This window comes from Mesorhizobium sp. M7A.F.Ca.ET.027.03.2.1 (assembly GCF_003999175.1).
Taxonomy (GTDB): Bacteria; Pseudomonadota; Alphaproteobacteria; order Rhizobiales; family Rhizobiaceae; genus Mesorhizobium.
This window is the reverse complement of sequence record NZ_RZOM01000007.1, coordinates 1-21,916: the sequence shown is the minus strand read 5'-3', so window position 1 is coordinate 21,916 and position 21,916 is coordinate 1. Positions and strand designations below refer to the sequence as shown.

The 21,916-nt window shown below is 63.3% G+C and carries 21 protein-coding genes and 1 tRNA gene; 11 read left to right on the top strand and 11 right to left on the bottom strand.

The annotated features are described in order from the left end of the window. Positions 1-71 precede the first annotated feature (71 nt). The 5 genes from araD to EN750_RS00850 form a co-directional block, all read right to left on the bottom strand. A complete protein-coding gene (gene araD, locus EN750_RS00870) occupies positions 72-1,784 on the bottom strand; it encodes an L-arabinonate dehydratase (RefSeq protein WP_127395340.1) in 1,713 nt (570 codons plus the stop codon). Positions 1,785-1,798: 14 nt separating this feature from the next. After that, on the bottom strand, positions 1,799-2,578 hold the full coding sequence (locus tag EN750_RS00865; RefSeq protein ID WP_127395339.1) for an SDR family oxidoreductase: 780 nt from the start codon (positions 2,576-2,578) through the stop codon (positions 1,799-1,801). A gap of 15 nt (positions 2,579-2,593) precedes the next feature. Next, entirely contained in the window at positions 2,594-3,544 is a 951-nt protein-coding gene (gene araH, locus EN750_RS00860; protein WP_027039818.1) for an L-arabinose ABC transporter permease AraH, read from the bottom strand. Between the two features lie 10 nt (positions 3,545-3,554). Continuing rightward, the gene (araG, locus tag EN750_RS00855; protein ID WP_127395338.1) at positions 3,555-5,066 is read right to left on the bottom strand and encodes an L-arabinose ABC transporter ATP-binding protein AraG; all 1,512 of its coding nucleotides are present in this window, start codon (positions 5,064-5,066) and stop codon (positions 3,555-3,557) included. Positions 5,067-5,131: 65 nt separating this feature from the next. Beyond that, entirely contained in the window at positions 5,132-6,121 is a 990-nt protein-coding gene (locus EN750_RS00850; protein ID WP_127395337.1) for an arabinose ABC transporter substrate-binding protein, read from the bottom strand. A 200-nt stretch (positions 6,122-6,321) separates the two neighbouring features. Here EN750_RS00850 and EN750_RS00845 point away from each other — a divergent pair, with 200 nt between their 5' ends. Both EN750_RS00845 and dgoD read left to right on the top strand, forming a co-directional pair. Then, the gene (locus tag EN750_RS00845; RefSeq protein ID WP_109665815.1) at positions 6,322-7,068 is read left to right on the top strand and encodes a FadR/GntR family transcriptional regulator; all 747 of its coding nucleotides are present in this window, start codon (positions 6,322-6,324) and stop codon (positions 7,066-7,068) included. A gap of 8 nt (positions 7,069-7,076) precedes the next feature. Beyond that, the gene (gene dgoD, locus EN750_RS00840; RefSeq protein ID WP_127395336.1) at positions 7,077-8,225 is read left to right on the top strand and encodes a galactonate dehydratase; all 1,149 of its coding nucleotides are present in this window, start codon (positions 7,077-7,079) and stop codon (positions 8,223-8,225) included. 190 nt (positions 8,226-8,415) lie between these two features. On the opposite strand, the gene EN750_RS00835 is transcribed toward dgoD, so the two are convergent. After that, positions 8,416-8,491 (bottom strand) — tRNA-Ala (locus EN750_RS00835). Between the two features lie 172 nt (positions 8,492-8,663). Continuing rightward, a complete protein-coding gene (locus EN750_RS00830; RefSeq protein ID WP_013528180.1) occupies positions 8,664-9,053 on the bottom strand; it encodes a TIGR02300 family protein in 390 nt (129 codons plus the stop codon). 206 nt (positions 9,054-9,259) lie between these two features. On the opposite strand from EN750_RS00830, the gene aroA reads away from it, so the two are divergent. The 4 genes from aroA to rpsA all read left to right on the top strand — a co-directional run bounded on the left by aroA (position 9,260) and on the right by rpsA (position 13,501). Then, on the top strand, positions 9,260-10,618 hold the full coding sequence (gene aroA / locus EN750_RS00825; protein ID WP_127395335.1) for a 3-phosphoshikimate 1-carboxyvinyltransferase: 1,359 nt from the start codon (positions 9,260-9,262) through the stop codon (positions 10,616-10,618). 3 nt (positions 10,619-10,621) lie between these two features. After that, a complete protein-coding gene (locus EN750_RS00820) occupies positions 10,622-10,948 on the top strand; it encodes a hypothetical protein (RefSeq protein WP_127395334.1) in 327 nt (108 codons plus the stop codon). After that, entirely contained in the window at positions 10,945-11,595 is a 651-nt protein-coding gene (cmk, locus tag EN750_RS00815) for a (d)CMP kinase (protein WP_127395333.1), read from the top strand. The genes EN750_RS00820 and cmk overlap by 4 nt, the downstream gene beginning before the upstream one ends. A 208-nt stretch (positions 11,596-11,803) precedes the next feature. Beyond that, entirely contained in the window at positions 11,804-13,501 is a 1,698-nt protein-coding gene (rpsA, locus tag EN750_RS00810) for a 30S ribosomal protein S1 (protein WP_013528183.1), read from the top strand. Positions 13,502-13,604: 103 nt separating this feature from the next. On the opposite strand, the gene EN750_RS00805 is transcribed toward rpsA, so the two are convergent. The 4 genes from EN750_RS00805 to EN750_RS00790 form a co-directional block, all read right to left on the bottom strand. Next, positions 13,605-14,312 carry an SDR family NAD(P)-dependent oxidoreductase gene (locus EN750_RS00805; protein ID WP_127395332.1) on the bottom strand — a complete coding sequence of 236 codons (708 nt, stop codon included), beginning with the start codon at positions 14,310-14,312 and terminating at the stop codon, positions 13,605-13,607. A 186-nt stretch (positions 14,313-14,498) separates the two neighbouring features. Next, complete coding sequence (locus EN750_RS00800; RefSeq protein WP_127395331.1) at positions 14,499-16,076, bottom strand: 5-guanidino-2-oxopentanoate decarboxylase; 1,578 nt, start codon at positions 16,074-16,076, stop codon at positions 14,499-14,501. Continuing rightward, the gene (locus EN750_RS00795) at positions 16,073-16,720 is read right to left on the bottom strand and encodes a TetR family transcriptional regulator C-terminal domain-containing protein (protein WP_245482549.1); all 648 of its coding nucleotides are present in this window, start codon (positions 16,718-16,720) and stop codon (positions 16,073-16,075) included. The genes EN750_RS00800 and EN750_RS00795 overlap by 4 nt, the downstream gene beginning before the upstream one ends. Next, positions 16,717-17,589, bottom strand: coding sequence for a dimethylarginine dimethylaminohydrolase family protein (locus tag EN750_RS00790; protein WP_127395329.1), 873 nt, complete (start codon positions 17,587-17,589; stop codon positions 16,717-16,719). The genes EN750_RS00795 and EN750_RS00790 overlap by 4 nt, the downstream gene beginning before the upstream one ends. A gap of 213 nt (positions 17,590-17,802) precedes the next feature. On the opposite strand from EN750_RS00790, the gene EN750_RS00785 reads away from it, so the two are divergent. The 5 genes from EN750_RS00785 to EN750_RS00765 form a co-directional block, all read left to right on the top strand. After that, positions 17,803-18,618 carry an ABC transporter ATP-binding protein gene (locus EN750_RS00785; protein WP_127395328.1) on the top strand — a complete coding sequence of 272 codons (816 nt, stop codon included), beginning with the start codon at positions 17,803-17,805 and terminating at the stop codon, positions 18,616-18,618. Between the two features lie 54 nt (positions 18,619-18,672). After that, positions 18,673-19,473: a transporter substrate-binding domain-containing protein gene (locus EN750_RS00780; RefSeq protein WP_023811511.1), complete on the top strand. Its 801-nt coding sequence runs from the start codon at positions 18,673-18,675 to the stop codon at positions 19,471-19,473. A 156-nt stretch (positions 19,474-19,629) separates the two neighbouring features. Beyond that, positions 19,630-20,343: an ABC transporter permease gene (locus EN750_RS00775; protein WP_210212719.1), complete on the top strand. Its 714-nt coding sequence runs from the start codon at positions 19,630-19,632 to the stop codon at positions 20,341-20,343. Further along, positions 20,343-21,152: an ABC transporter permease gene (locus tag EN750_RS00770; protein WP_027039831.1), complete on the top strand. Its 810-nt coding sequence runs from the start codon at positions 20,343-20,345 to the stop codon at positions 21,150-21,152. The genes EN750_RS00775 and EN750_RS00770 overlap by 1 nt, the downstream gene beginning before the upstream one ends. 124 nt (positions 21,153-21,276) lie before the next feature. Continuing rightward, positions 21,277-21,916: Ldh family oxidoreductase (locus EN750_RS00765; RefSeq protein ID WP_189525974.1), on the top strand; the 640-nt coding region annotated here is incomplete at its 3' end.

Genomic DNA, 21,916 nt, shown 5'->3' with positions numbered 1-21,916 from the left:
CGTCAAAGAGCGCGTAGAGAATGGCGTGAATACCGTGGAAATCATCTGGTTTGAATTTTGTCACGCGTACCTCAATGGCTTTCGCGCGGGATGGCGTGGCCACGGCATCCGACGAGAAAATCGAGGTCGGCGCCGCGATCCGCCTGCAGGACATGGTCGACGTAAAGCCCCTGATAGCCGCCGCGCATCGCCGGGACGGGCGGTAGCCAGGTTTCACGACGCCGCGTTAATTTCTGTTCCGACACGTCGAGATGCAGCTTCCTTGCTTCGACGTCGAGCTCGATGAAGTCGCCGCTCCTGACCAGCGCCAGCGGGCCGCCGATAGCGGCTTCGGGTGCGGCATGCAGAACGACGGTGCCGAAGGCGGTGCCGGACATGCGGGCGTCGGAGATGCGGATCATGTCGCGCACGCCTTGCTTAAGCAGCTTCCGGGGCAGCGCCATGTTGCCGACTTCGGCCATGCCAGGATAGCCTTTCGGCCCGCAATTCTTCAGCACCATGATCGACGCTTCGTCGATATCCAGCAAGGGGTCGTCGACGCGCGCCTTGTAGTCGTCGATGTCCTCGAAGACGACGGCGCGGCCACGATGTTTCATCAGCGCTGGTGAGGCGGCGGACGGCTTGATGATCGCACCGTCGGGCGCCAGATTGCCGCGCAGCACCGCGATGCCGCCCTGCGATGTCAGCGCCTTGTCGCGCGGGCGGATCACCTCCGGATTGTAGTTTTGGGCATCACTGATGTTCTCGCGCACGCTCTTGCCGGTGACGGTCAGCGCATCGAGATCGAGCATGTCGGCGATCTCTTTCATGACGGCCGGAATACCGCCGGCGTAGCAGAAATCCTCCATCAGGAAACGGCCGGACGGCATCAGGTCGAGGATGGTCGGCACATCGCGGCCATATCGATCCCAATCGTCCAGCGTCAACTCGGTGCCAACACGGCCGGCGATCGCCAACAGATGCACGACCGCATTGGTCGAGCCGCCGATGGCACCATTGACACGGATCGCGTTGGCGAAAGCTTCTTTCTTGAGGATGGCCGACGGGCGCAGATCCTCATTGACCATCTCGACGATGCGCCGCCCCGTCATGCGGGCGATGCGGCTGCGGCGTGCATCGACAGCCGGATAGGCGGCGTTGCCCGGCAGCGCCAGGCCGAGCGCTTCGACCATCGAGGCCATGGTCGAGGCCGTGCCCATGGTCATGCAGTGGCCGGGCGAGCGCGACATGGCGCTCTCGGCATCGGCGAAATCCTGCTCGCTCATCACGCCGGCGCGGACATCCTCGGAGAATTTCCACACATCGGTGCCGGAACCGATCTCCCGGCCCTGGAAGCGGCCATTGAGCATCGGCCCGCCTGAGATGACGATCGACGGCAGGTCGCAGGAAGCCGCGCCCATGACCAGCGACGGCGTGGTCTTGTCGCAGCCGGCCATCAGCACAACGCCATCCATGGGATTGCCGCGGATTGCCTCCTCGACATCCATCGAGGCGAGGTTGCGAAACAGCATCGCCGTCGGCCGCAGATTGGACTCGCCGCAAGAGAAGACCGGGAATTCGAGCGGCAGGCCGCCGGCTTCCAGCACGCCCGCCTTGATATGCTCGATCAGGCCGCGGAAATGCACGTGGCAAGGCGTGAATTCGGAGAATGTGTTGCAGATGCCGATCACCGGGCGGCCGTCGAAAGCATCATCGGGCAGGCCGTTGTTCTTCATCCAGCTGCGGTGGATGAAGGCATCCTTGCCCAGCCCGCCGAACCACTGCTGCGATCGTCTCTTGGTCATGGTCTTTCCGGCGTTCAGGCGGGATGCTGGAGCTGGCTCAGTCCACCGTCGACGACGAGCGTGGCCGCGTTCATGAACGGGCACTCGTCGGAAATCATGAACACCGCGGCAAGCGCGATCTCGTGCGCCGTGGCGATGCGGCCGCCGGGGTGCAGTGCCATGGTGTTGGCGCGTGCTGTGGCCGGGTCGGCAAAGCTGTTCCAGTAATCGATCGCCTTCTGCGTCTCGACATAGCCCGGCGCCAGCGCGTTCACGCGCACGCCTTGCGCCGCATATTCGAGTGCCAGCGATTTGGTCAGGCCGAGCAGCGCGTGCTTGGCGATCGGATAGGGGAAGGTATGCGGGATGATGGTGAAGCTGTGCGTCGAGGCGATGTTGAGGATGGCGCCGCCGCCGCTCGCGATCATGCCCGGCAGCACCGCCTTGCTGCAGTTCCAGGCTCCCTTGACGTTGACGTCGAAGTTGCGGTTCCACTCTTCCTCGGTCGCCTCGAGAGGCGTCGAGAACACATTGACCCCGGCATTGTTGATCAGCGCGTTGATCGGGCCGATCTCGGCAGCCGCTTGGCTGACGGCAGCCGCAATCCCGGTGCTGTCGCTTATGTCGGCCGCAACATGTCCGACATGGCCTTGCGGTGCGGCAAGGCCGGCGACTGCCTTGTCCAGCAGTGCGGCATCGCGGTCGACCAGGAACAGTTTTGCGCCTTCGGCCAAACAGGCTTCGGCGATGGCAAGCCCGATGCCTTGCGCTGCACCCGTCAGGAAGATGCGTTTGCCGGAAAGGCGCTCAGCCATTTTTGTTCCTCCAGCCTATCGCCGACCCAGTGCCGATGAGCGCAGATTGTCGAGCAGCACGGCTAGCAGCAAAATAACGCCGCGCACGATGTACTGGTAGAAGGCCGGGATGTTGAGCAGGTTCATGGCGTTTTCGGCGATTCCCATGATCAGCACGCCGACGATGACGCCCGACATGGTGGCGCGGCCGCCGGCGAGCGAAACGCCGCCGAGCACGCAGGCCGAAATGACCGAGAGTTCCAGCCCGACCGCCGCGTTGGGCTGGCCCGAGGTGATGCGCGACGCCAGCAGGATGCCGGCGATACCGCAGACGACGCCTTGCAGCGCAAAAATCCAGATGCGCGTCCGGTCGACATTGACGCCGGCAAGCCGCGAGGCCTCCGGATTGCCGCCGATGGCCAGCGTGTTCTTGCCGAAGACGGTCCGGTTGAGGACGAAGCCGAAGATGCAAAACAGGATGGCAAGCACCCAGACCGGCGTCGGTATGCCGAGCAGTTTCGAGAGCGCCAGCTGATAGAAATCCGGGCTGTTGATGCCGACGGCGCGGCCGTCGGACGCGATCAGCGCAAAGCCGCGCACGATCTGCATGGTGGCCAGCGTCGTGATCAGCGCGTTGATGCGAAATTTGGCGATGACAACGCCGTTGATGAAGCCGACGAAAGCGCCGCAGGCGATTGCCGCCAGCAGGCCAAGCAGGATCGAGCCGGTGTAATTCGAGGCCATCACAGCGACCATGCCGGCAAAGGCGACGATCGAACCGACCGACAGGTCGAAGTCGCGCGCGGCGAGGCAGAACATCATGGTGCAGGCGACGATACCGACGGTGACCACCGACTGCAGCAGGCCGAGCATGTTGCGGTCCGTAAGGAAGTTCGGCACCAGAGCCGACACCAGCGCGAAGGCGACGACAAAGATGACGACGAGGCCCTGTTCGCCGAGCAGGATTTTTTTCAACTGGTCGGTCATGCCAAAGTCCTCAGGATGCGATCGCGTCGGGGGTTTTCTGATCGGGCAGAGCGGCGGCCAGGATCGCCCTTTCGGCGAACTGGTCGCGGGTGAGTTCAGCGCTGACGCGGCCACCGCACATCACCAGAATACGGTCGCAGATGCCCATCACCTCCGGCAGTTCGGACGAGACCACGACGATCGCCATGCCGTCCTGCGCAAGCTGGTAGAGCAGTTCGTAGATTTCCGATTTGGCACCGACATCGATGCCGCGCGTCGGCTCGTCGACAATGAGCACCCGCACGCCCTGTTCGGACAGCCAGCGGCCGAGGATGACCTTCTGCTGGTTGCCGCCGGAGAGGTTGATGATGTCCTGCTTGCGCGACGGCGTGCGCACCTTCAGCTTCTTGATAAAGGTCTCGGCCGTGGCGATCTCGCTGGCGCGGTTGAGCACGCCGAAGCGTGTGTGATGGCGCCGCGACGAGATGTTGATGTTCTCCTCGACCGAGCGCCCCTGGATGATGCCGTCATGCTTGCGATCCTCCGAGCACAGCACGATGCCGGCCCGGATCGTGCCACGCGGATCGGTGGCGCGAACCAGCTTGCCGTCGACGGTGATGGTGCCGCCCGAACGCGGATCGGCGCCATAGACCAACCGCATCAGCTCCGAGCGCCCGGCGCCGATCAGGCCGAAGAAGCCGACGATCTCGCCTGCCCTTGCCTCGAAACTGGCCGGTGTCTGCAGTTTGGGGCCGCTGAGAGCGTCGACCTTCAGGCGGACATCGCCTGTTTTTCGTGCGCGAAAACCCCAGATATCCGAAATCTCGCGGCCGACCATCTCCGCGACGACCTGATCGCGGGTGACGCCTTTCAGCGACGCGTGGTGCGCCGCGAGCTTGCCGTCGCGCAGCACGGTCAAGCTGTCGCAGAGCCGGAACACCTCGTCGAGCCTGTGCGAGACGTAGATGATGACCTTGCCCTCGCTGCGCAGGCGATTGATCAGGGCAAACAGGATTTCGCTTTCGCGCGAGGACAGTGACGAGGTCGGTTCGTCCAGCGCAATAACGCGTGCGTCGAGCATGACCGCCTTGGCGATCTCGACCATCTGGCGTTCGCCGATCGACAGCGTCTTGACCTTGCGGCGCATGTCGATGTCGATACCGGCCGATTTCAGCTTGGCGCCGACGTCGTCCAGCATCCGGCGGCCGGCGATGATGCCGGCGTTGGCGGGGAAACGACCTAGGCTGAGGTTTTCGGCAACGGTGAGTTCAGGAACGAGTTGCAGTTCCTGATGAATGACAATGACGCCATTGTCGAAGGCATCCCGGGTCGAGGTATAGGCCTGAACCCTGCCGTCAATGCGGATCTCACCCTGATCGGCATGCTGGTCGCCGGAGAGGATCTTGATCAGGGTGGATTTGCCGGCGCCGTTCTCGCCCATCAGGCCATGCACGGCGCCTTTGTCGACGCCGAACGAGACGTCCGACAGCGCCTTGACGCCCGGATAGGTCTTGGTGATGTGCGAGAAGTCGAGAAAGGACACGAGCCGATCCTTTTGAGCCATGACAAACAGGCGGCGGGATGAGCCGCCTGTTTGTACAGGGAGGATTATTCGATGCCGAGGCCCTGGCGGACCTTCTGGTAGTCGTCACGCTTGGCGAGTGCACCGGAAGTCAGGATCAGCTTCTCCGGTTCCTTGTTGTTGGCAACCCAGTCATACATGTTGAGCGCCGTCTCGTAGCCATGACGCTTCGGCGAGATGATCACGGTGCCGACGAAGCCAGTGGCGGTCGGCTTCTTGAACTCGTTGATTGCGGAATCCGCGCCGCCAATGCCAACGCCGATCACGCTGTCAGCGGGGATGCCGACGCTTTCGGAAGCACGCACTGCGCCGAGCACCGCCTCATCGTTGAGGCCGAAGGAGACCCATTTCTTGATGTCGGCATGGGCGTTGAGCACGACCGTTGCGGCGTTGAGGGCGGCTTCGGTGTCGGTCTTGGCCTGTGGCGCGTCGAAGATGTTCTCGGCCTTGAAGCCGTTTGCCTTCAGCACCGAGATGGCACCTTCGACGCGGTCGACCGCGGTCGGCAGTTGGTCGTAGGAGACGCGGATGGCGCCGACCTCGTCGGCCTTCCAGCCGCGTGCCTTCATTTCGTCGATGATCGCCTGGCCGACGGCTTCGCCGATCTTGGTGGCCGAAATGCCCATATGCGGCACGTCTTCCAGCGCCTTGCCGTCGGCGCCGACCAGACGGTCGTCGACAGTCATCAGCTTGAGATTGTTGGCGGCGGCCTTGGCGACGATGCCGGGGCCAAGCTTCACGTCCGGTGTGCAGACGATGAAGCCCTGGGCGCCCTGGGCGCCGAGATTGTCGATCGCCGACATCAGCTTCTCACCGTCCTCGGCGCCGATCTTGACCAGGGTAAAGCCCTTCTCCTTGGCGGCCTGGTCGGCGAACTTCCATTCATCCTGGAACCACGGCTCCTCGGGCTGTTTGACGATGAAACCGATCTTGGTGTCCTGAGCATATGCAGCGATGGTCGTGACGGACAGCACGGCAAGCGCGCCCGCGACGAGCGCGGTCTTCAAAAGTCGCATGATTACCTCCCAGCGATAGACCGGGCGCTCAGCCCGGATGCCGGAGTCTCTAATCGCTTTTATCATACTCGTCAATTGATCTGGTATGATAATTAATGTACATGCTCTGGCCAGCGATCGCTGGCGCAATCGATCCGCATCCGTTAAGGGCGGACCGATTGTGCGAAACCAGCGGTTCGCCGCCTTGGAGGAGGGCTGAGGTGACCGAGATTCTGAAAAAAGCCCCGGGAGATACGACCACTCGCCGCCCGCGCGTGATGCCCGATGTGACCAAGGCGATAGCCTCGGACATCTTCTCCGGGCGCTACCCGGCTGGTTCCTCACTGCCGACCGAAAATGAACTGGGCGTCGAGTATGGCGTCAGCCGCACCGTGATCCGCGAAGCCCTGAAGGTGCTGGCCGCCAAAGGGCTGGTGCTGTCGCGGCCACGCATCGGCACGATCGTCTGTAACGAGGACGACTGGAACATCATCGACCCGCAGGTGCTCGCCTGGCACGCGCCGCACGCGCTGGACGACAAGCTCTTCGACGCCATCCTCGAAACGCGCCGCGCCATCGAACCGCTGGTCGCAGAACTCGCCGCCACCCGCGCGACGCTGCAGGAAATCGCCGACCTCGAAGCGGCATGGCGAGGCATGGCCGGCGCTGGCGAGGACCTCGCCGCCTTCTCGCGCAGCGACATCGCTTTCCACCAGATCGTCTATGCCGCGAGCCACAACCCGATCTTTCGCCAGATCGGTAATCTCATCGACACCGGGCTGAAATTCTCGCTCGAGGCGACGGCGGTGATTTCGCTCGACCGGCGCATGGAGGCCGTGGCGGCGCACCGCGAGGTGGTCGAGGCGCTGCGCATGCGCGACGCCGAGGCGGCGCGTGGGGCCGCAAACAAGATCCTCGACCTTGCGGCGCGCGACCTCGTCAGCGCCAAGAAACTCAAGAGCAACTGAGACTGCGCATGAAAATCATCTCGCTCACCACCTACATCGTTCCGCCGCGCTGGCTGTTCCTGAAAATCGAGACCGATGCCGGCGTCACCGGCTGGGGCGAGCCGGTCGTCGAGGGCCGGGCACTGACCGTCGAGGCAGCGGTCAAGGAGCTTGGCGATTACCTCATCGGCAAGGATCCCCGCCTGATCGAGGACCACTGGACGGTGATGCACCGCGGCGGCTTCTACCGTGGCGGGCCGATCCTGATGAGCGCCATTGCGGGCATCGACCAGGCACTGTGGGACATCAAGGGCAAGGCGCTCGGCGTGTCTGTGCATGAACTGCTCGGAGGCAAGCTGCGCGACACGATCAAGGTCTATTCCTGGATCGGCGGCGACCGGCCGGCCGAAGTGGCCGCTGGAGCCAAGGAAATGGTTGCACGCGGTTTCCTGGCGTTGAAGATGAACGGTACCGAGGAGTTGCAGATCGTCGACAGCCACGACAAGATCGATGCCGCTGTCGAACGCGTCGCCATGGTGCGCGAGGCGGTCGGACCCAACATCGGCATCGCCGTCGATTTTCATGGGCGCGTCCACCGGCCGATGGCGCGTGCCCTGGTCAAAGAACTGGAGCCTTACAGGCTGATGTTCATCGAGGAGCCGGTGCTCAGCGAAAACCGCGAGGCGCTGAAGGAGATCGCCGCGCTTGGCTCGACGCCGATTGCGCTCGGTGAGCGGCTCTACAGCCGCTGGGACTTCAAGTCGGTGTTCGAGGAAGGTGTCGTCGATATCATCCAGCCAGACCTGTCGCATGCCGGCGGCATCACCGAATGCCGCAAGATCGCGGCGATGGCGGAAGCCTATGACGTGGCGGTGGCGCCGCATTGCCCTCTCGGGCCGATCGCGCTTGCTGCGTGCCTGCAGCTCGACGCGGTCAGCTACAACTGCTTCATCCAGGAGCAGAGCCTCGGCATCCACTACAATGCCGCCAACGACCTGCTCGACTATGCCGCCAACAAGGATGTCTTCCGCTACGAGGATGGTTATGTCGCCATTCCCGACGGACCGGGCCTGGGTGTCGAGATCGACGAGGACTATGTCAAGGAACGCGCCAAGGAAGGCCACCGCTGGCGCAATCCGGTCTGGCGCCACAAGGACGGCTCCTTCGCCGAGTGGTGATCGGGCTGCCTTTCAGTCTCTAAGCGCTCCATGAACAATGAGGACTTTGTCCGGCGAGCGATCGCTCTCGAGAAATGGCTCGTTCGTTCCGTTGATGGAGGCGCTTTCAGCGGCGTTGCCTGAACTGGCCATCAAGCGCGATGGCCGCAGTGCGGCACATTCATCGGCTGCGAATTGCAGAGGGACTGTTTGGTGGAGCCAATCGGGATCGAACCGACGACCTCTTGAATGCCATTCAAGCGCTCTCCCAACTGAGCTATGGCCCCACTTCCGGCAGTCAACCGGCGCCGTTTCCGGCGAAGAGATCCGGCGCGGGTTGGAGACCGCGCCGTTAGTGCAGGCGGCTTCTAACCCCGCCCTTCTCAGATATCAAGCCTTCGAGAGCCGCTTTTTCTTCACAGGCCTCGAAAGCCCGCAAACACCCGCTTTCAAGGCCGATCAGACCTCGTCGTCGTCGTCGCCGACGCCGATCATGTCGGCGACATCGTCGTCTTCTTCCTCTTCGTCGGCAAGGAAGGTGTCATCTTCGTCGTCGCCGAGATCGACGTCGTCCTCGTCGTCGCCAAGATCCGGCAGGTCGTCGCCCTTGACGTCCTCATCAGCCTCTTCGAGCGAGACGACCTCAACGCCTTCTTCTTCCTCGGCGTCCACTTCCTTCTCGGCCACTTCCTCTTCCTCCTCGAGAGCGGCAATCTTGCCTTCCTCGAAATAGGAACGCGGATAGGTCTTGCCGGTGTAGGGCGAGACGATCGGGTCCTTGTTCAGGTCGTAGAATTTTCGGCCCGTCTCCGGGTCGATACGTTTTGTGCCAAGTTCGGTTTTTGCCACGGCAAGCCTCGTCAATAAAAGAGTGGTCCCCTTAACCACAGTTTGCAGCGGTGTCAAAGCGAAAAGCCGGCGTCACAAAACCATGCATTGAAAGGCCTCGCGTCAGTGACGACCATGGGGGATGACCATTTCGGCCCGCCGTGATACGAGACCGCCGCAACAAATGAAAAGCGCCGGCCTGCCGGCATTCCGTCCAGGGAAATTCCATGTCTCACGCCGCCGCCCCCAAGCCGGCCACCGCCCGCCAATCCCCAGCCCTTTCCGGCATCGCGCGCGTGCCGGGCGACAAGTCGATCTCGCACCGTTCCTTCATGTTCGGCGGCCTCGCCTCCGGGGAGACTCGCATCACCGGCCTGCTCGAAGGCGAGGACGTGATGCGCACGGGTGCGGCCATGAAGGCAATGGGCGCACATATCGAGAAGAACGGCGACGAGTGGGTGATCCGCGGCACCGGCAACGGCGCACTGTTGCAGCCGGAAGGCCCGCTCGACTTCGGCAATGCCGGCACCGGCTCGCGGCTGACCATGGGCCTTGTCGGCACCTATGACATGGAGACGACCTTCATCGGCGACGCCTCGCTGTCGGGCCGGCCGATGGGCCGCGTGCTGGAACCCTTGCGCCAGATGGGCGTGCAGGTGCTGAAGGCGACGCCAGGCGACCGCATGCCGATCACGCTGCATGGACCGAAGCACGCCGCCCCGATCACCTACCGCGTGCCGATGGCCTCGGCGCAGGTGAAATCGGCGGTGCTGCTGGCCGGACTGAACACGCCGGGCATCACCACGGTGATCGAGCCTGTCATGACGCGCGACCACACCGAAAAGATGCTGAAGGGTTTTGGCGCCAATCTGTCGGTCGAGACCGACGAGCGCGGCGTGCGCCACATCTTCATCGAAGGCCAGGGCAGACTGACCGGCCAGACGATCGCCGTGCCGGGCGACCCATCCTCGGCCGGCTTCCCGCTGGTGGCGGCACTGATTGTGCCGGGTTCGGACATCACAATAGAAAACGTGCTGATGAACCCGACCCGCACCGGCCTGCTTTTGACGCTGCAGGAGATGGGCGGCAAGATCGATATCCTCAACCCGCGCAACGCCGGCGGCGAAGACGTCGCCGATCTGCGCGTGCGTTACTCCGAACTGAAAGGCGTCATCGTGCCGCCCGAGCGGGCGCCGTCCATGATCGATGAGTACCCTGTGCTCGCGGTCGCTGCCAGCTTTGCCGAGGGGGAAACGCTTATGCAAGGGCTGGAAGAGCTGCGGGTGAAAGAGTCCGACCGGCTGTCGGCCGTCGCCAACGGGCTGAAGCTCAACGGCGTCGACTGCACCGAGGGCGAGGCTTCGCTCGCCGTGCGCGGCAAACCGAGCGGCAAGGGCCTTGGCGGCCATCCCAACGGCCAGGGCACCACCGTGCAGACTCACCTCGACCACCGCATCGCCATGAGCTTTCTGGTGATGGGGCTGGCGACGGAAAAGCCGGTGACCATCGACGATCAGGCGATGATCGCGACGAGTTTTCCGGAATTCATGGGGCTGATGAAGGCACTGGGCGCGGAGATTGGATAGCAAATGTTGCACGACTGGCCAATCCTAGGAGCTTGCCTAGGAGCGGCGTTGGTCCCTTATCTAATTGAGCGTTTTGTTTTCAAAAACCGCGTAGGCATTTTTGCCTTTCTTTTTTGGATTTTGTTACTTCAATTTCTGATGATGTATCTGTCGGTTTACGCAGCCACCCTCCTGGAAAACAACAAATGGGTTTTCCTTGCGGTGCTGATCAAAGGGTTCGGTGCAATGGCTTTTGTAACAATTGGCGTCGTACCGTTTATAGCGCTGCCGCTGTCGGTTCTGATTGCCGCGGCGGTGTTGGCATTTCGATTTTTCAGACCAGCCAAATGAGCTCGACCTTCACCATCGCCATCGACGGCCCCGCCGGCGCCGGCAAAGGCACCCTCGCCCGGCGGTTGGCCGACCACTACCGGCTGAACCTGCTCGACACCGGTCTTACCTATCGCGCCGTCGCCTATGCGCTCATCCAGCACGCGCTGCCGCTCGACAATGTCTCGGCGGCTGAAACCGCTGCCCGCCAGGTCGATCTGGCAAGGCTCGACCGGACGGTCTTGTCGGCGCATGCGGTCGGCGAGGCCGCCTCGAAGGTCGCGGTGTACCCGACGGTGCGGCGCATCCTCGTCGAAAAGCAGCGCGACTTCGCCAAGACGCCGCCCGGGGCCGTGCTCGACGGCCGCGACATCGGCACCGTGGTGTGCCCCGACGCCGACATCAAACTCTATGTGACGGCCAGCGCCGAGGTGCGGGCACAGCGCCGGCTGGCCGAGATCGAGAGCATCGGCGGGACCGCTGATTTCACCGAGATCCTCGCCGATATCGTGCGTCGCGACGAGCGCGACATGGGTCGAGCGGACTCACCGTTGAAGCCGGCGGTCGACGCGCACTTGCTTGATACCAGCGAAATGGCTATAGAAGCCGCGTTTCTTGCAGCCATGGCGATCATAGACGACGTGCTGGCCAAGAGAGACAAGGCCTGATCCGGGTTTTCCCTCGTATTTCCGTTGTCGGAGGCGAAGAAAATACCCATATCGGGCACGAACCAGCCTGCCAGCATTCTTCATGCGCCGGAATTGCCGCTTAAAAAGCGGCCCAGGGTTTTTGTAGCCCGGAACGCCGGCAGGCCAACGCAACGCTAACCTACGGCGCCCGTCCCGCTTCTAGATGCGGGGCACTCCAGGAGAAACAATGTCAGCTGCAAATCCCACTCGCGATGATTTCGCGAGCCTGCTCGAAGAATCATTTACCACAGGCCATTCCGGCGAAGGTCAGGTCGTCAAGGGTACGATCACCGCGATCGAAAAGGACATGGCCATCATCGACGTCGGCCTCAAGGTCGAAGGCCGCGTGCCGCTGAAGGAATTCGGCGTCAAGGGCAAGGACACCACCCTCAAGGTCGGTGACACCGTCGAAGTCTATGTCGAGCGCATCGAGAACGCGCTTGGCGAAGCGATGCTTTCCCGTGAGAAGGCCCGCCGCGAAGAGAGCTGGGTCCGTCTCGAAGAGAAGTTCACCAAGGGTGAGCGCGTCGAAGGCGTCATCTTCAACCAGGTCAAGGGCGGCTTCACTGTCGACCTCGACGGCGCCGTGGCCTTCCTGCCGCGCAGCCAGGTCGATATCCGCCCGATCCGCGACGTCTCCCCGCTGATGCACAACCCGCAGCCCTTCGAGATCCTCAAGATGGATCGTCGCCGCGGCAACATCGTGGTGTCGCGCCGTACCGTGCTCGAAGAGAGCCGCGCCGAACAGCGTTCGGAAATCGTGCAGAACCTCGAAGAAGGCCAGGTTGTCGAAGGCGTCGTCAAGAACATCACCGACTATGGTGCGTTCGTCGACCTCGGCGGCATCGACGGCCTGCTGCATGTCACCGACATGGCATGGCGCCGCGTCAACCATCCGACCGAAATCCTCAACATCGGTCAGACCGTCAAGGTGCAGATCATCCGCATCAACCAGGAAACCCACCGCATCTCGCTCGGCATGAAGCAGCTCGAGAGTGATCCGTGGTCCGAGATCGGCACCAAGTTCCCGATCGGCAAGAAGATCAAGGGTACCGTCACCAACATCACCGACTACGGCGCATTCGTCGAGCTGGAGCCGGGCATCGAGGGTCTCATCCACGTTTCGGAAATGTCGTGGACGAAGAAGAACGTGCATCCCGGCAAGATCCTGTCGACGACCCAGGAAGTCGACGTGGTGGTGCTCGAGGTCGATCCGGCCAAGCGCCGCATCTCGCTCGGCCTCAAGCAGACGCTCGAGAATCCGTGGCAGGCTTTCGCCTCGAGCCATCCGGTCGGCAGCCAGGTCGAGGGCGAGGTCAAGAACAAGACCGAGTTCGGCCTGTTCATCGGCCTCGAAGGCGACGTGGACGGCATGGTGCACCTTTCCGACCTCGACTGGACCCGTCCGGGCGAGCAGGTCATCGAAGAGTACAATCGCGGCGACATGGTCAAGGCGCAGGTGCTCGATGTCGACATCGACAAGGAGCGCATCTCGCTCGGCATCAAGCAGCTGGCCAAGGATACGGTCGGCGAAGCGGCGACTTCAGGCGAACTGCGCAAGAACGCGGTCGTCACCTGTGAAGTCATCGGCGTCAAGGATGGCGGTCTTGAAGTGCGGCTGGTCGACAGCGGCATCGAGACCTTCATCAAGCGCTCCGATCTGAGCCGTGACCGCGACGAGCAGCGCCCCGAGCGCTTCACCGTTGGCCAGAAGGTCGATGCCCGCGTCATCGCCTTCGACAAGAAGACCCGCAAGCTGCAGGTCTCGATCAAGGCGCTGGAAATCGCCGAAGAGAAGGAAGCGGTCGCTCAGTATGGCTCGACCGACTCCGGCGCTTCGCTGGGCGACATCCTGGGTGCCGCGCTGAAGAAGCAGGGCAGCTAAGCATTAGCTGTTGCCGCGCCTTGCGCGCGGCCTCAACAAAAACCCCGCCGGAGCGATCCGGCGGGGTTTTTCTTTGACTTGACCGACGTGAAGGGTTGGAAGGTTACGCCCTGCCGTAAAGCGGCACCAGCGTGCCGCTCATCGCCTGATTGGCCGGCGAGGCAAGGTAGGCGATGGCCTCGGCGGCGGCTTCGAGGCTGACCCATCTGGTGACATCGGCATCCGGCATGTCGGCACGGTTTGCCGGCGTATCAAGCGTCGACGGCGCCACCGCATTGACCAGGATGCCCCTGTGCTTCAGCTCCTCCGCCATCGCCACGGTCATCGCGGCAACCGCGGCCTTGCTGGCGGCGTAGGCGACCATGCCGGCGCCGCGCCGCGGATCGAGCCCAGCGCGCGCGGTGACGTTGACGATACGGCCCGCGATGTCCGACGCCAGCATCGAGCGGATCGCGGCGCGGCAGCACAGGAAGGCGGTGCGCGCATTGGTGTCCATCATCTCGGCAAAAGATGCTGACTCGATCTTTTCCACCGGTGCGGCGGTGAAGCCGCCGGCCAGGTGGATTGAGCCCCACAGGCCTGGAACCTGACTGTAGAACGCCTCGACCTTGGCGGGGTCCGAGAGATCGACATTGTGCACCAACTGGACACGGTCATGCGCGGCGAAGGGAAAATGCGCTGGTGCGGCGGCATGGGCATTGGGCACATGGCAGATCGCGCCGTCACTCAGCAGTTTGCCGACAACCGCACCGCCGAGCGCACCGGTCCCACCGGTCACGACGATATGCTTGCCTTCAAGTGTTTCCGTCATCTTGGACGCTCCTGTCATTTTTTTATCGTTAGGTCGTTTCTGTGCCGCCGACGCGAAGCGTCGCGCCTTTTGCCCCGTCACTCAATTGACATCTCGACATGGCAGTTGTCGCGTCTTTGCATGCGTCCGCCCACCGGCCGGCCGTGGTTCAGGGCCGGCGAGACGGGAAATACGTAGCACCGTCCTTCAGTCAACCGTGATTTCGATGACGCGCGGCAGTCCGGTGGCCCGGGCGCGCTTCAACGCGTCCGCGAGAGCCTCGATGTCGGCAAGCCGTTCGGCGCCGATGCCATAGGCCTCGGCCAGCTTGCAGAAATCCGGCGGCGCCGGCGATACACCGACCGGCTCGACACCGACATCGAGCATCGAGGTTTCGATCTCGCGGTAGCCTCTGTTATTCCAGAGGATGAAGATGACCGGCGCCCGCGCGTCGAGCGCGGCGCCCAACTCCGGCAACGTGAACTGGAAGCCGCCGTCGCCGGTCAGGCAGACAACCGGCGCATCGGGTATCGCAAGGGCCGCGCCAATCGCCGCCGGCGGGCCATAGCCGAGCGCGCCGAAGCCGGTGGCGGCATTGAACCAGCCGCCTGGGCGGTCATGGTCGTAATAGAGGTTGGCCGCATAGATCGGCTGCGTCGAATCGCCGACGATGAGCGCGCCCGGCAAGGTGTCGCGGATCATCTCGACGGCGCGCACCTGTGCCTGCAGTGTTGGATTGAGTTCGGCAAAGGCTGCTTCCCGGGCGGCGGCGGCGCGTGTCGGCCCACCTTCGCTTGCCGGGATATGGCCCGTCTGCAGAAGCAGCGCTTCGAGCGCCTCGGCGCAATCGGCCTGGATCGAAACCGTCGCCGGGCGGCGGGCAAGCTGGTCGGCGCCGATATCGATGCGGATCAGATTGGCGGGCAGGACAAAGCCGCCATCGCTGTAGCCGTCATAGTCGGTCGGGCCGAATTCGGTGCCGGCGGCAATGACCAGGTCGGCGTCGGCCATCAGCGCCCGCACTGTCTTCAGGCTGGGACTGGCCGGCACGCAAAGCGGATGACCATGCAGCAGGCCGCGCGCATTGGCGGTCTGGACGACCGGCGCTCCCAGCCGCTCGGCCAGACGCCGCAGTGGCGCTTCGGCGCGTTTGGCGCCGCCGCCGACCAGGATCAGCGGGCGGCGCGCGGCACCGATGAGTTTGGCCGCGCTGGCAATTGCGGCACCTTCCGGCGCGGGTGGGGTCACATTGCTCAGCATGGCAGCGATGCCATCCGCCGACTTGACCATGACGTCGGTCGGGATCTCGATATGCACCGGGCCGGGCCGCGCCGATGAAAACAGGGCAAAGGCCTGCGCCAGGGCACCGGGCAATTCGCCGGCCTCGGTAACGCGCTGCGAAAACAGCGCCACCTTCTCCATCATGCCGCGCTGGTCCGGCAATTCATGCAGATGGCCCAGCCCCTTGCCCAGCGTCGGCGTGGCGTTGACGCCTGATATGACCAGCATCGGTACCGAATCGGCGCGTGCCTGCCCCATGGCGGTGATGGTGTTGGTGAGCCCCGGTCCGGTGATGACAAAGGCGACGCCCGGCTTGCCGCTGGCGCGCGCATAGCCATCGGCCATGAAGCCGGCGCCCTGTTCGTGACGCGGCGTGACGTGGCGGATATTCGAGCGTGCCAGCCCGCGGTAGAGCTCGACCGTGTGGACGCCCGGAATCCCGAACACCGTGTCGACGCCATGCGCTTCAAGCAGCGAGATGAGGGCTTCGCCGAGTGTCGTCATTGGTTTTCCTCCCCGTCCGGCGCGAGGCCTAGTTCGGCCTCGACAGTCTTGATGCCGATCGCCGCCAACTCGCCGGCCGAGAACATCTCGCCGGCCAGGCAGCCTTCGATCCAGAGTCCGTCGATGATCGCATTAATCGCGATGGCATGGTGGCGCAATTGGCTTGCGTCCGGATTGCGCCGTTCGGCGGCGAGCACCTCAGCCACAACCGCCTCCACCTCATTGCGAAAACCAAGGTAGCCTTCGCGGTGGGCGCGGGCCAAGGTCGGATCCGCTCTGGCGCGGCCGATGAAGGTTGCCCAGAGCGAAAACACCCGCGCATCGATGATCGGCGCATTGAGGTTGGCGGTGACGAAAGCCGCAAGGCGCTGGCGAGGCGAGGCATTCTCCATGACCAAAGCCGCTTTCGCCTGCTCGGTCATGCGGCCCATCAGCGCTGCATAGGCTTCCTGCAGCAATTCTTCCTTGCCGGGAAAATAGTGCCGGATCAGCCCAGCGGTGACGCCGGCACGCAATGCGATGGTGCGCAAGGTGGCGCCCTGCAGGCCATGTTCCGCCACGCTGTCCAGAGTGGCCTCGATCAGATCCTGCCGCCGCCGCTCCTCGCCCTCGCGACGGAACCTGCGGCGGGATGGCATATTCATTGGCGCAGGATCGGTCGCGTCAGGCATGTCGGCCCGCCCTCGCAGGCGATGCAGAGCGCATCCGCCTCGAAGATTTCGACCGTGCAGCCGGCGGCTTCCATCGCGGCTTTGGTCTTTGGAAAGCCTGCGACGGCAATGACCTTGTGTGGGCTGGTCGGCAGCACGTTCAGGCTAAGGCCGTTGGAAGCCGCGAACTCTTCGGCGTCGCCTTCGACCAGCCGGATGTTGCGCGCCTTCAGCATCTGATAGAACGGGGCCGGCAAAAGCGGTGAATAGACCAGTGCGAGGTCGTCGGCCAGCGGGCTGATCACCGACATCAGATGCAGGCACGCCTCTTCGCCTTGCCACAGCGGCAGATCAAAGCCGTAGACGGAAACGCCCAGCGGCGTCAGCAGGTTGGAAACCTGCTGGATGCCTTCCTGGTTGGAGCGGACACCGCGCCCGATCACCAGCGTGCGGGCATCGAGCCATACACAATCACCGCCTTCGACCTGGCCAGGAACCTCGACGCGGCCCAGGATTGGAATACCCAGCCTTCGGTAGGTTTCCTCATGCAGCGAGGGCTCCCTGGCGCGCAACGGCTTGCCCATGGACAGGATCAGCGCGCCGCGATCGGTCATCAGCGACGGGTCGTGCGTGAACACCGAATCCGAAAGTCCATCCGCCGTGTCCTCGATCCATTCGATTTCGGCACCGGAAGCCGCCACCAGTTCAGCAAGGAGCGCGTGCTGCGATGCCGCTTTCGCCGGATTGAAACCCGGGCCATAGTGCCAAGCAGCCCTGTCGGCATTGCGCATGGCGTGGGCCGCCGACCGCATCAGCACGCGGCGCAGCGGCGCCGCCATGGACTGTGATCCGAAAGCGCTCATCGAAGTCCTTTTTCGCTGAAAAAAATCGAGAAAATTTCATGGAAGGCTATTTATACACTTGCACAACAAGCTCGCAAGTGCCGTAATAAGCAGGATTGACGGGCTCGCGCCGTTGGGTCCATGCTGAAGTCTGGAGCGGGGCAGTACAGCGTATATGTTGATTAGCCGGATAGACGTTCGACGAACCGCCACCGACCCTGTAGAGGTCACCCAGTGAGCGTGGTGGAAGCTGCCACAGTCCAATCCGGCAAGGCGCATGACGGCGCCGCCGAAGCCATCCACGTCGAAAACCTGCACAAGAAGTTCGGTGAGCTGCATGTGCTGAAGGGCGTCTCGCTGTCGGCGCGCGACGGCGAGGTCATCGCAATCATCGGCGGCTCGGGCTCCGGCAAATCCACCCTGCTGCGCTGCATCAACTGCCTGGAAAACCCGACCAGCGGCATCATTCGCGTCAATGGCGAGGAGATCAAGCTCAAGGCCGACAGCCATGGGCATACGGTTCCGGCCGACCGCAAGCAGATCGAGCGCATCCGCTCCAAGCTCGGCATGGTGTTCCAGAACTTCAACCTTTGGAGCCACATGACGCTGATCGAAAACGTCATCGAAGTTCCCGTACATGTGCTTGGCGTCAAGCGCGATGTGGCGATCGGCGAGGCCGAGAAACTGCTCGCCCGTGTCGGTCTGGCCGAAAAGCGCGACGTCTATCCGGCCTATCTGTCGGGCGGCCAGCAGCAGCGCGCGGCGATCGCCCGTGCGCTGGCCATCAATCCGCGCGTCATGCTGTTCGACGAGCCCACCTCCGCACTCGATCCCGAGCTGGTCGGTGAGGTGTTGAAGGTGATCGGCGACCTGGCGCGCGAAGGCCGCACCATGGTGCTGGTCACCCACGAGATGAAGTTCGCCCGCGAGGTCGCGACGCATGTCGTCTATCTCTACAATGGATTGGTCGAGGAAGAAGGCCCGCCCGAGCAGATCTTCGGCGCGCCCAGATCCGAAAGGCTGAAGCAGTTCATCCGCAACATCGGCTAGGACAGGCCGGGACGGAAGAAAACCGGGAACCAACAACAAACTGGGAGTCATGAAATGAAGACCGTTCTGAAGACATTCGCCGCAGCGCTGCTGCTCGGCGTCGCAGCCATGGGCGTGGCCAAGGCCGATCCGGTCAAGATCGGCGTCGCAGCCGAGCCTTATCCGCCCTTCACCTCGCCCGATGCTTCGGGCAAGTGGGTTGGCTGGGAGATCGACTTCATCGATGCCGTCTGCGCCGAGGAGAAGCTCGATTGCGTCATTACTCCGGTCGCCTGGGACGGCATCATCCCGGCACTGACGACCAAGAAGATCGACCTCATCGTCTCCTCGATGTCGATCACCGCCGAGCGCGCGAAGACGATCGATTTCTCGGACAAGTACTATAACACGCCGACCGCGATCATCGGCCCCAAGGACCAGAAATTCGGCTCCGCCCCGGACGACCTCAAGGGTAAGATCGTCGGCGTGCAGGTTTCGACGGTGCACGCTGTCTACGCCAAGAAACATTTTGGCAGCACAGCCTCCGAGATCAAGGAATACCAGACCCAGGACGAAGCCAACAACGATCTTGCCGCCGGCCGCCTCGATGCGGTTCAGGCCGATTCCATCGCGCTTGGCGAGTTCCTGAAATCCGACCAGGGCAAGGCCTGCTGCGACCTGAAGGGCATGGTCGCTCCCGATGACGAAGTGCTCGGACCGGGCGTCGGCGCCGGCGTGCGCAAGGAAGACACCGAACTGAAGGGCAAGATCAACGCCGGCATCAAGGCGATCCGCGCCAACGGCAAATATGACGAGATCTCGAAGAAATACTTCGATTTCGACATTTACGGCGGCGGCGGCGCGCAGTCGAACTGACGATCCTCGCATGAGCCGTGGGGCATGGCGTCAGCGCCATGCCCCACCTGCCCGATCTTTCCCAGGCATGTTTGCCGCCGACACAGCCGTCGGCGGTTGGCCAGCACTTCGGGGGCGACGCTGATCGACGCACTTCTTTCGGCCTCCGCGGCCGGCATCACCGAGCTTCTCTCGCCCTACCCGCCAGGCTGGGGCGAGACGCTTCTGGTCGGGCTGCTGCACTCGATCGAGATCGCGCTGGGCGCCACGTGCCTCGGCCTTCTGATCGGCACCGGCGGCGCCTACGGCAAGCTTTATGGCGGGCCGGTGGTGCGCGATCTCCTGGCGGTCTACACCACCATCGTGCGCGCCGTGCCCGAACTGGTGCTGATCCTGCTGCTCTATTACGCCGGAACCGACCTGATCAATCAGGCGCTGACGGCCATGAGCTATCAGCGCGTCGATGTGAGCGGCCTTGCCGCCGGCATCGCCGTGCTCGGCTTCGTCCAGGGCGCCTATTCGACAGAGGTGATACGCGGCGCGATCCTGGCCATTCCGCAGGGCCAGATCGAGGCCGCCCGCGCCTATGGAATGTCTCCGGGCCTGCTGTTGCGGCGCATCACCTTGCCGTCAATGCTGCCCTTCGCCATACCGGGCCTCGCCAATCTCTGGCTGATCGCCACCAAGGATACCGCGCTATTGGCGGTCGTCGGCTTCTACGAACTGGCGCTGGCGACGCGGCAGGCGGCGGGTGTCACCAAAGCCTATTTCACCTTCTTTTTCGCGGCGGGCGTGCTCTATCTGCTTTTGTCGCTGTTCTCCAACCTCGTCATCGGCCGGGTCGAGACCTGGTCGCGGCGCGGCATGCCTTCGCTCAAGGAGGCGCGCTGATGGCCAACGAGGCTGCCATCATCAACGTCGTCGCGCGAACATCGCTGTGGCTGCAGCCGCACCGCATCGTGCTGATCCTGATCGCACTGGGCCTTGTTTTGTCGGCTGCCTTTTTCATGCGCTGGGACTGGCTGCCGCAATATTATGAAATGGGCTTGATCGGCATCTGGCGGTCGCTGTGGATCCTGGCCGTCACCTGCGTGCTGGGCTTTCTGCTCGCCGTGCCGCTCGGGCTGGCGCAAGCCGCCGGCTCATTCTGGTTCGCCGCGCCTGCCAAGGTGTTCTGCACGGTGATCCGGGGCACGCCGCTGCTGATCCAGCTCTGGCTGCTCTATTACGGCCTGGGTTCGCTGTTCCCGCAATATCCGTGGATCCGCGAATCCTGGATGTGGCCATATCTCAGGCAAGCCTGGCCCTATGGCGTGCTGGCGTTGACCCTGTCTTTCGCCGGCTATGAGGGCGAGGTGATGCGTGGCGCCTTTGCCGGTGTGCCCAAGGGACAACTGGAGGCGGCGCGTGCCTTCGGCATGAGCCGCTGGAAGGCATTCCGGCGGATCTGGCTGCCGCAGGCCATCTACCGGGCGCTGCCGACGCTGACCGGCGAGACCGTGCTGCAGTTGAAATCGACGCCGCTGGTGGCAACGATCAGTGTCATCGACATCTTCGCCGTTTCGTCCAAGGTGCGGCAGGACACCTACCTCACCTATGAGCCCCTGCTGCTGCTGGCGCTGATCTACATGACGATCACCGGTATTCTGGTCTTCGCCTTCAGCAGGATAGAGGCCAGGATCCCCAACAAGATTGGCTAGAGCGGAGTAGGGGAGTAGCCAGCCACTATTCACGTTCACAATTCCATCCCCATTCGCTATTCACTGCTCACCATTCCCCTATTCCCCTATTCCCTTACTCCCCTATTCCCCTAGGATTGCCATCATGCAACTCAGTCTCGACCAGGCAAAAGGACTGTGCCGGATGGCGGCACTTGGCGCTGGCGCCAACGAGGAAGCGGCACAATCGCTCACTGCTTCGATCATATCAGCCGAGGCCGAAGGGCTTTCCTCGGTCGGTCTGTCGCATTTCATCGACTATCTCGAGGCGCTGGAAGCCGGACGCATCGACGGCAATGCCGACCCGGTGATCACCCGGCCGGCGCTTGCGGTCTATCTCTCCGATGCACGCCGGGGGCTGGCGCATACCGGCTTCGACCGCACTATCGACGACCTCGCCAAGGCGGCAAAGCTGTTCGGCGTCGCCATCTTCTCGCAGAAGAACGCCTATACATGCGGCGCGCTCGGCTATTTCACCGGAAGGCTGGCAACACTCGGGCTGGTGTCGTTCGCCGCCACCAACGGCCCGGCCGTGCTTGCCGGCTCGGGCTCGGTCAAGCCGGTCTACTGCACCAACCCGATGTCGTTTGCCGCCCCCGCCGCCGACGGGGCGCCGCTGGTCATCGACCAGTCGTCGAGCGCCACCGCTTTCGTCAACATCCGCAAAGCGGCCGAGGAGGGCAAGACAATCCCGGAAGGCTGGCGTCCAGCGCCCAGCCTTCCGGGATTGTCTTGCCCTCCTCGGC

Excerpts from the sequence above, each read along its gene's own strand:
- araD (WP_127395340.1), bottom strand. The coding sequence starts at position 1,784 with ATGACCAAGAGACGATCGCAGCAGTGGTTCGGCGGGCTGGGCAAGGAT.
- EN750_RS00865 (WP_127395339.1), bottom strand. The coding sequence starts at position 2,578 with ATGGCTGAGCGCCTTTCCGGCAAACGCATCTTCCTGACGGGTGCAGCG.
- araH (WP_027039818.1), bottom strand. The coding sequence starts at position 3,544 with ATGACCGACCAGTTGAAAAAAATCCTGCTCGGCGAACAGGGCCTCGTC.
- EN750_RS00795 (WP_245482549.1), bottom strand. The coding sequence starts at position 16,720 with ATGAATATGCCATCCCGCCGCAGGTTCCGTCGCGAGGGCGAGGAGCGG.
- EN750_RS00850 (WP_127395337.1), bottom strand. The coding sequence starts at position 6,121 with ATGCGACTTTTGAAGACCGCGCTCGTCGCGGGCGCGCTTGCCGTGCTG.
- aroA (WP_127395335.1), top strand. The coding sequence starts at position 9,260 with ATGTCTCACGCCGCCGCCCCCAAGCCGGCCACCGCCCGCCAATCCCCA.
- EN750_RS00770 (WP_027039831.1), top strand. The coding sequence starts at position 20,343 with ATGGCCAACGAGGCTGCCATCATCAACGTCGTCGCGCGAACATCGCTG.
- cmk (WP_127395333.1), top strand. The coding sequence starts at position 10,945 with ATGAGCTCGACCTTCACCATCGCCATCGACGGCCCCGCCGGCGCCGGC.
- EN750_RS00805 (WP_127395332.1), bottom strand. The coding sequence starts at position 14,312 with ATGACGGAAACACTTGAAGGCAAGCATATCGTCGTGACCGGTGGGACC.
- EN750_RS00820 (WP_127395334.1), top strand. The coding sequence starts at position 10,622 with ATGTTGCACGACTGGCCAATCCTAGGAGCTTGCCTAGGAGCGGCGTTG.
- EN750_RS00790 (WP_127395329.1), bottom strand. The coding sequence starts at position 17,589 with ATGAGCGCTTTCGGATCACAGTCCATGGCGGCGCCGCTGCGCCGCGTG.
- EN750_RS00780 (WP_023811511.1), top strand. The coding sequence starts at position 18,673 with ATGAAGACCGTTCTGAAGACATTCGCCGCAGCGCTGCTGCTCGGCGTC.
- dgoD (WP_127395336.1), top strand. The coding sequence starts at position 7,077 with ATGAAAATCATCTCGCTCACCACCTACATCGTTCCGCCGCGCTGGCTG.
- EN750_RS00800 (WP_127395331.1), bottom strand. The coding sequence starts at position 16,076 with ATGACGACACTCGGCGAAGCCCTCATCTCGCTGCTTGAAGCGCATGGC.
- rpsA (WP_013528183.1), top strand. The coding sequence starts at position 11,804 with ATGTCAGCTGCAAATCCCACTCGCGATGATTTCGCGAGCCTGCTCGAA.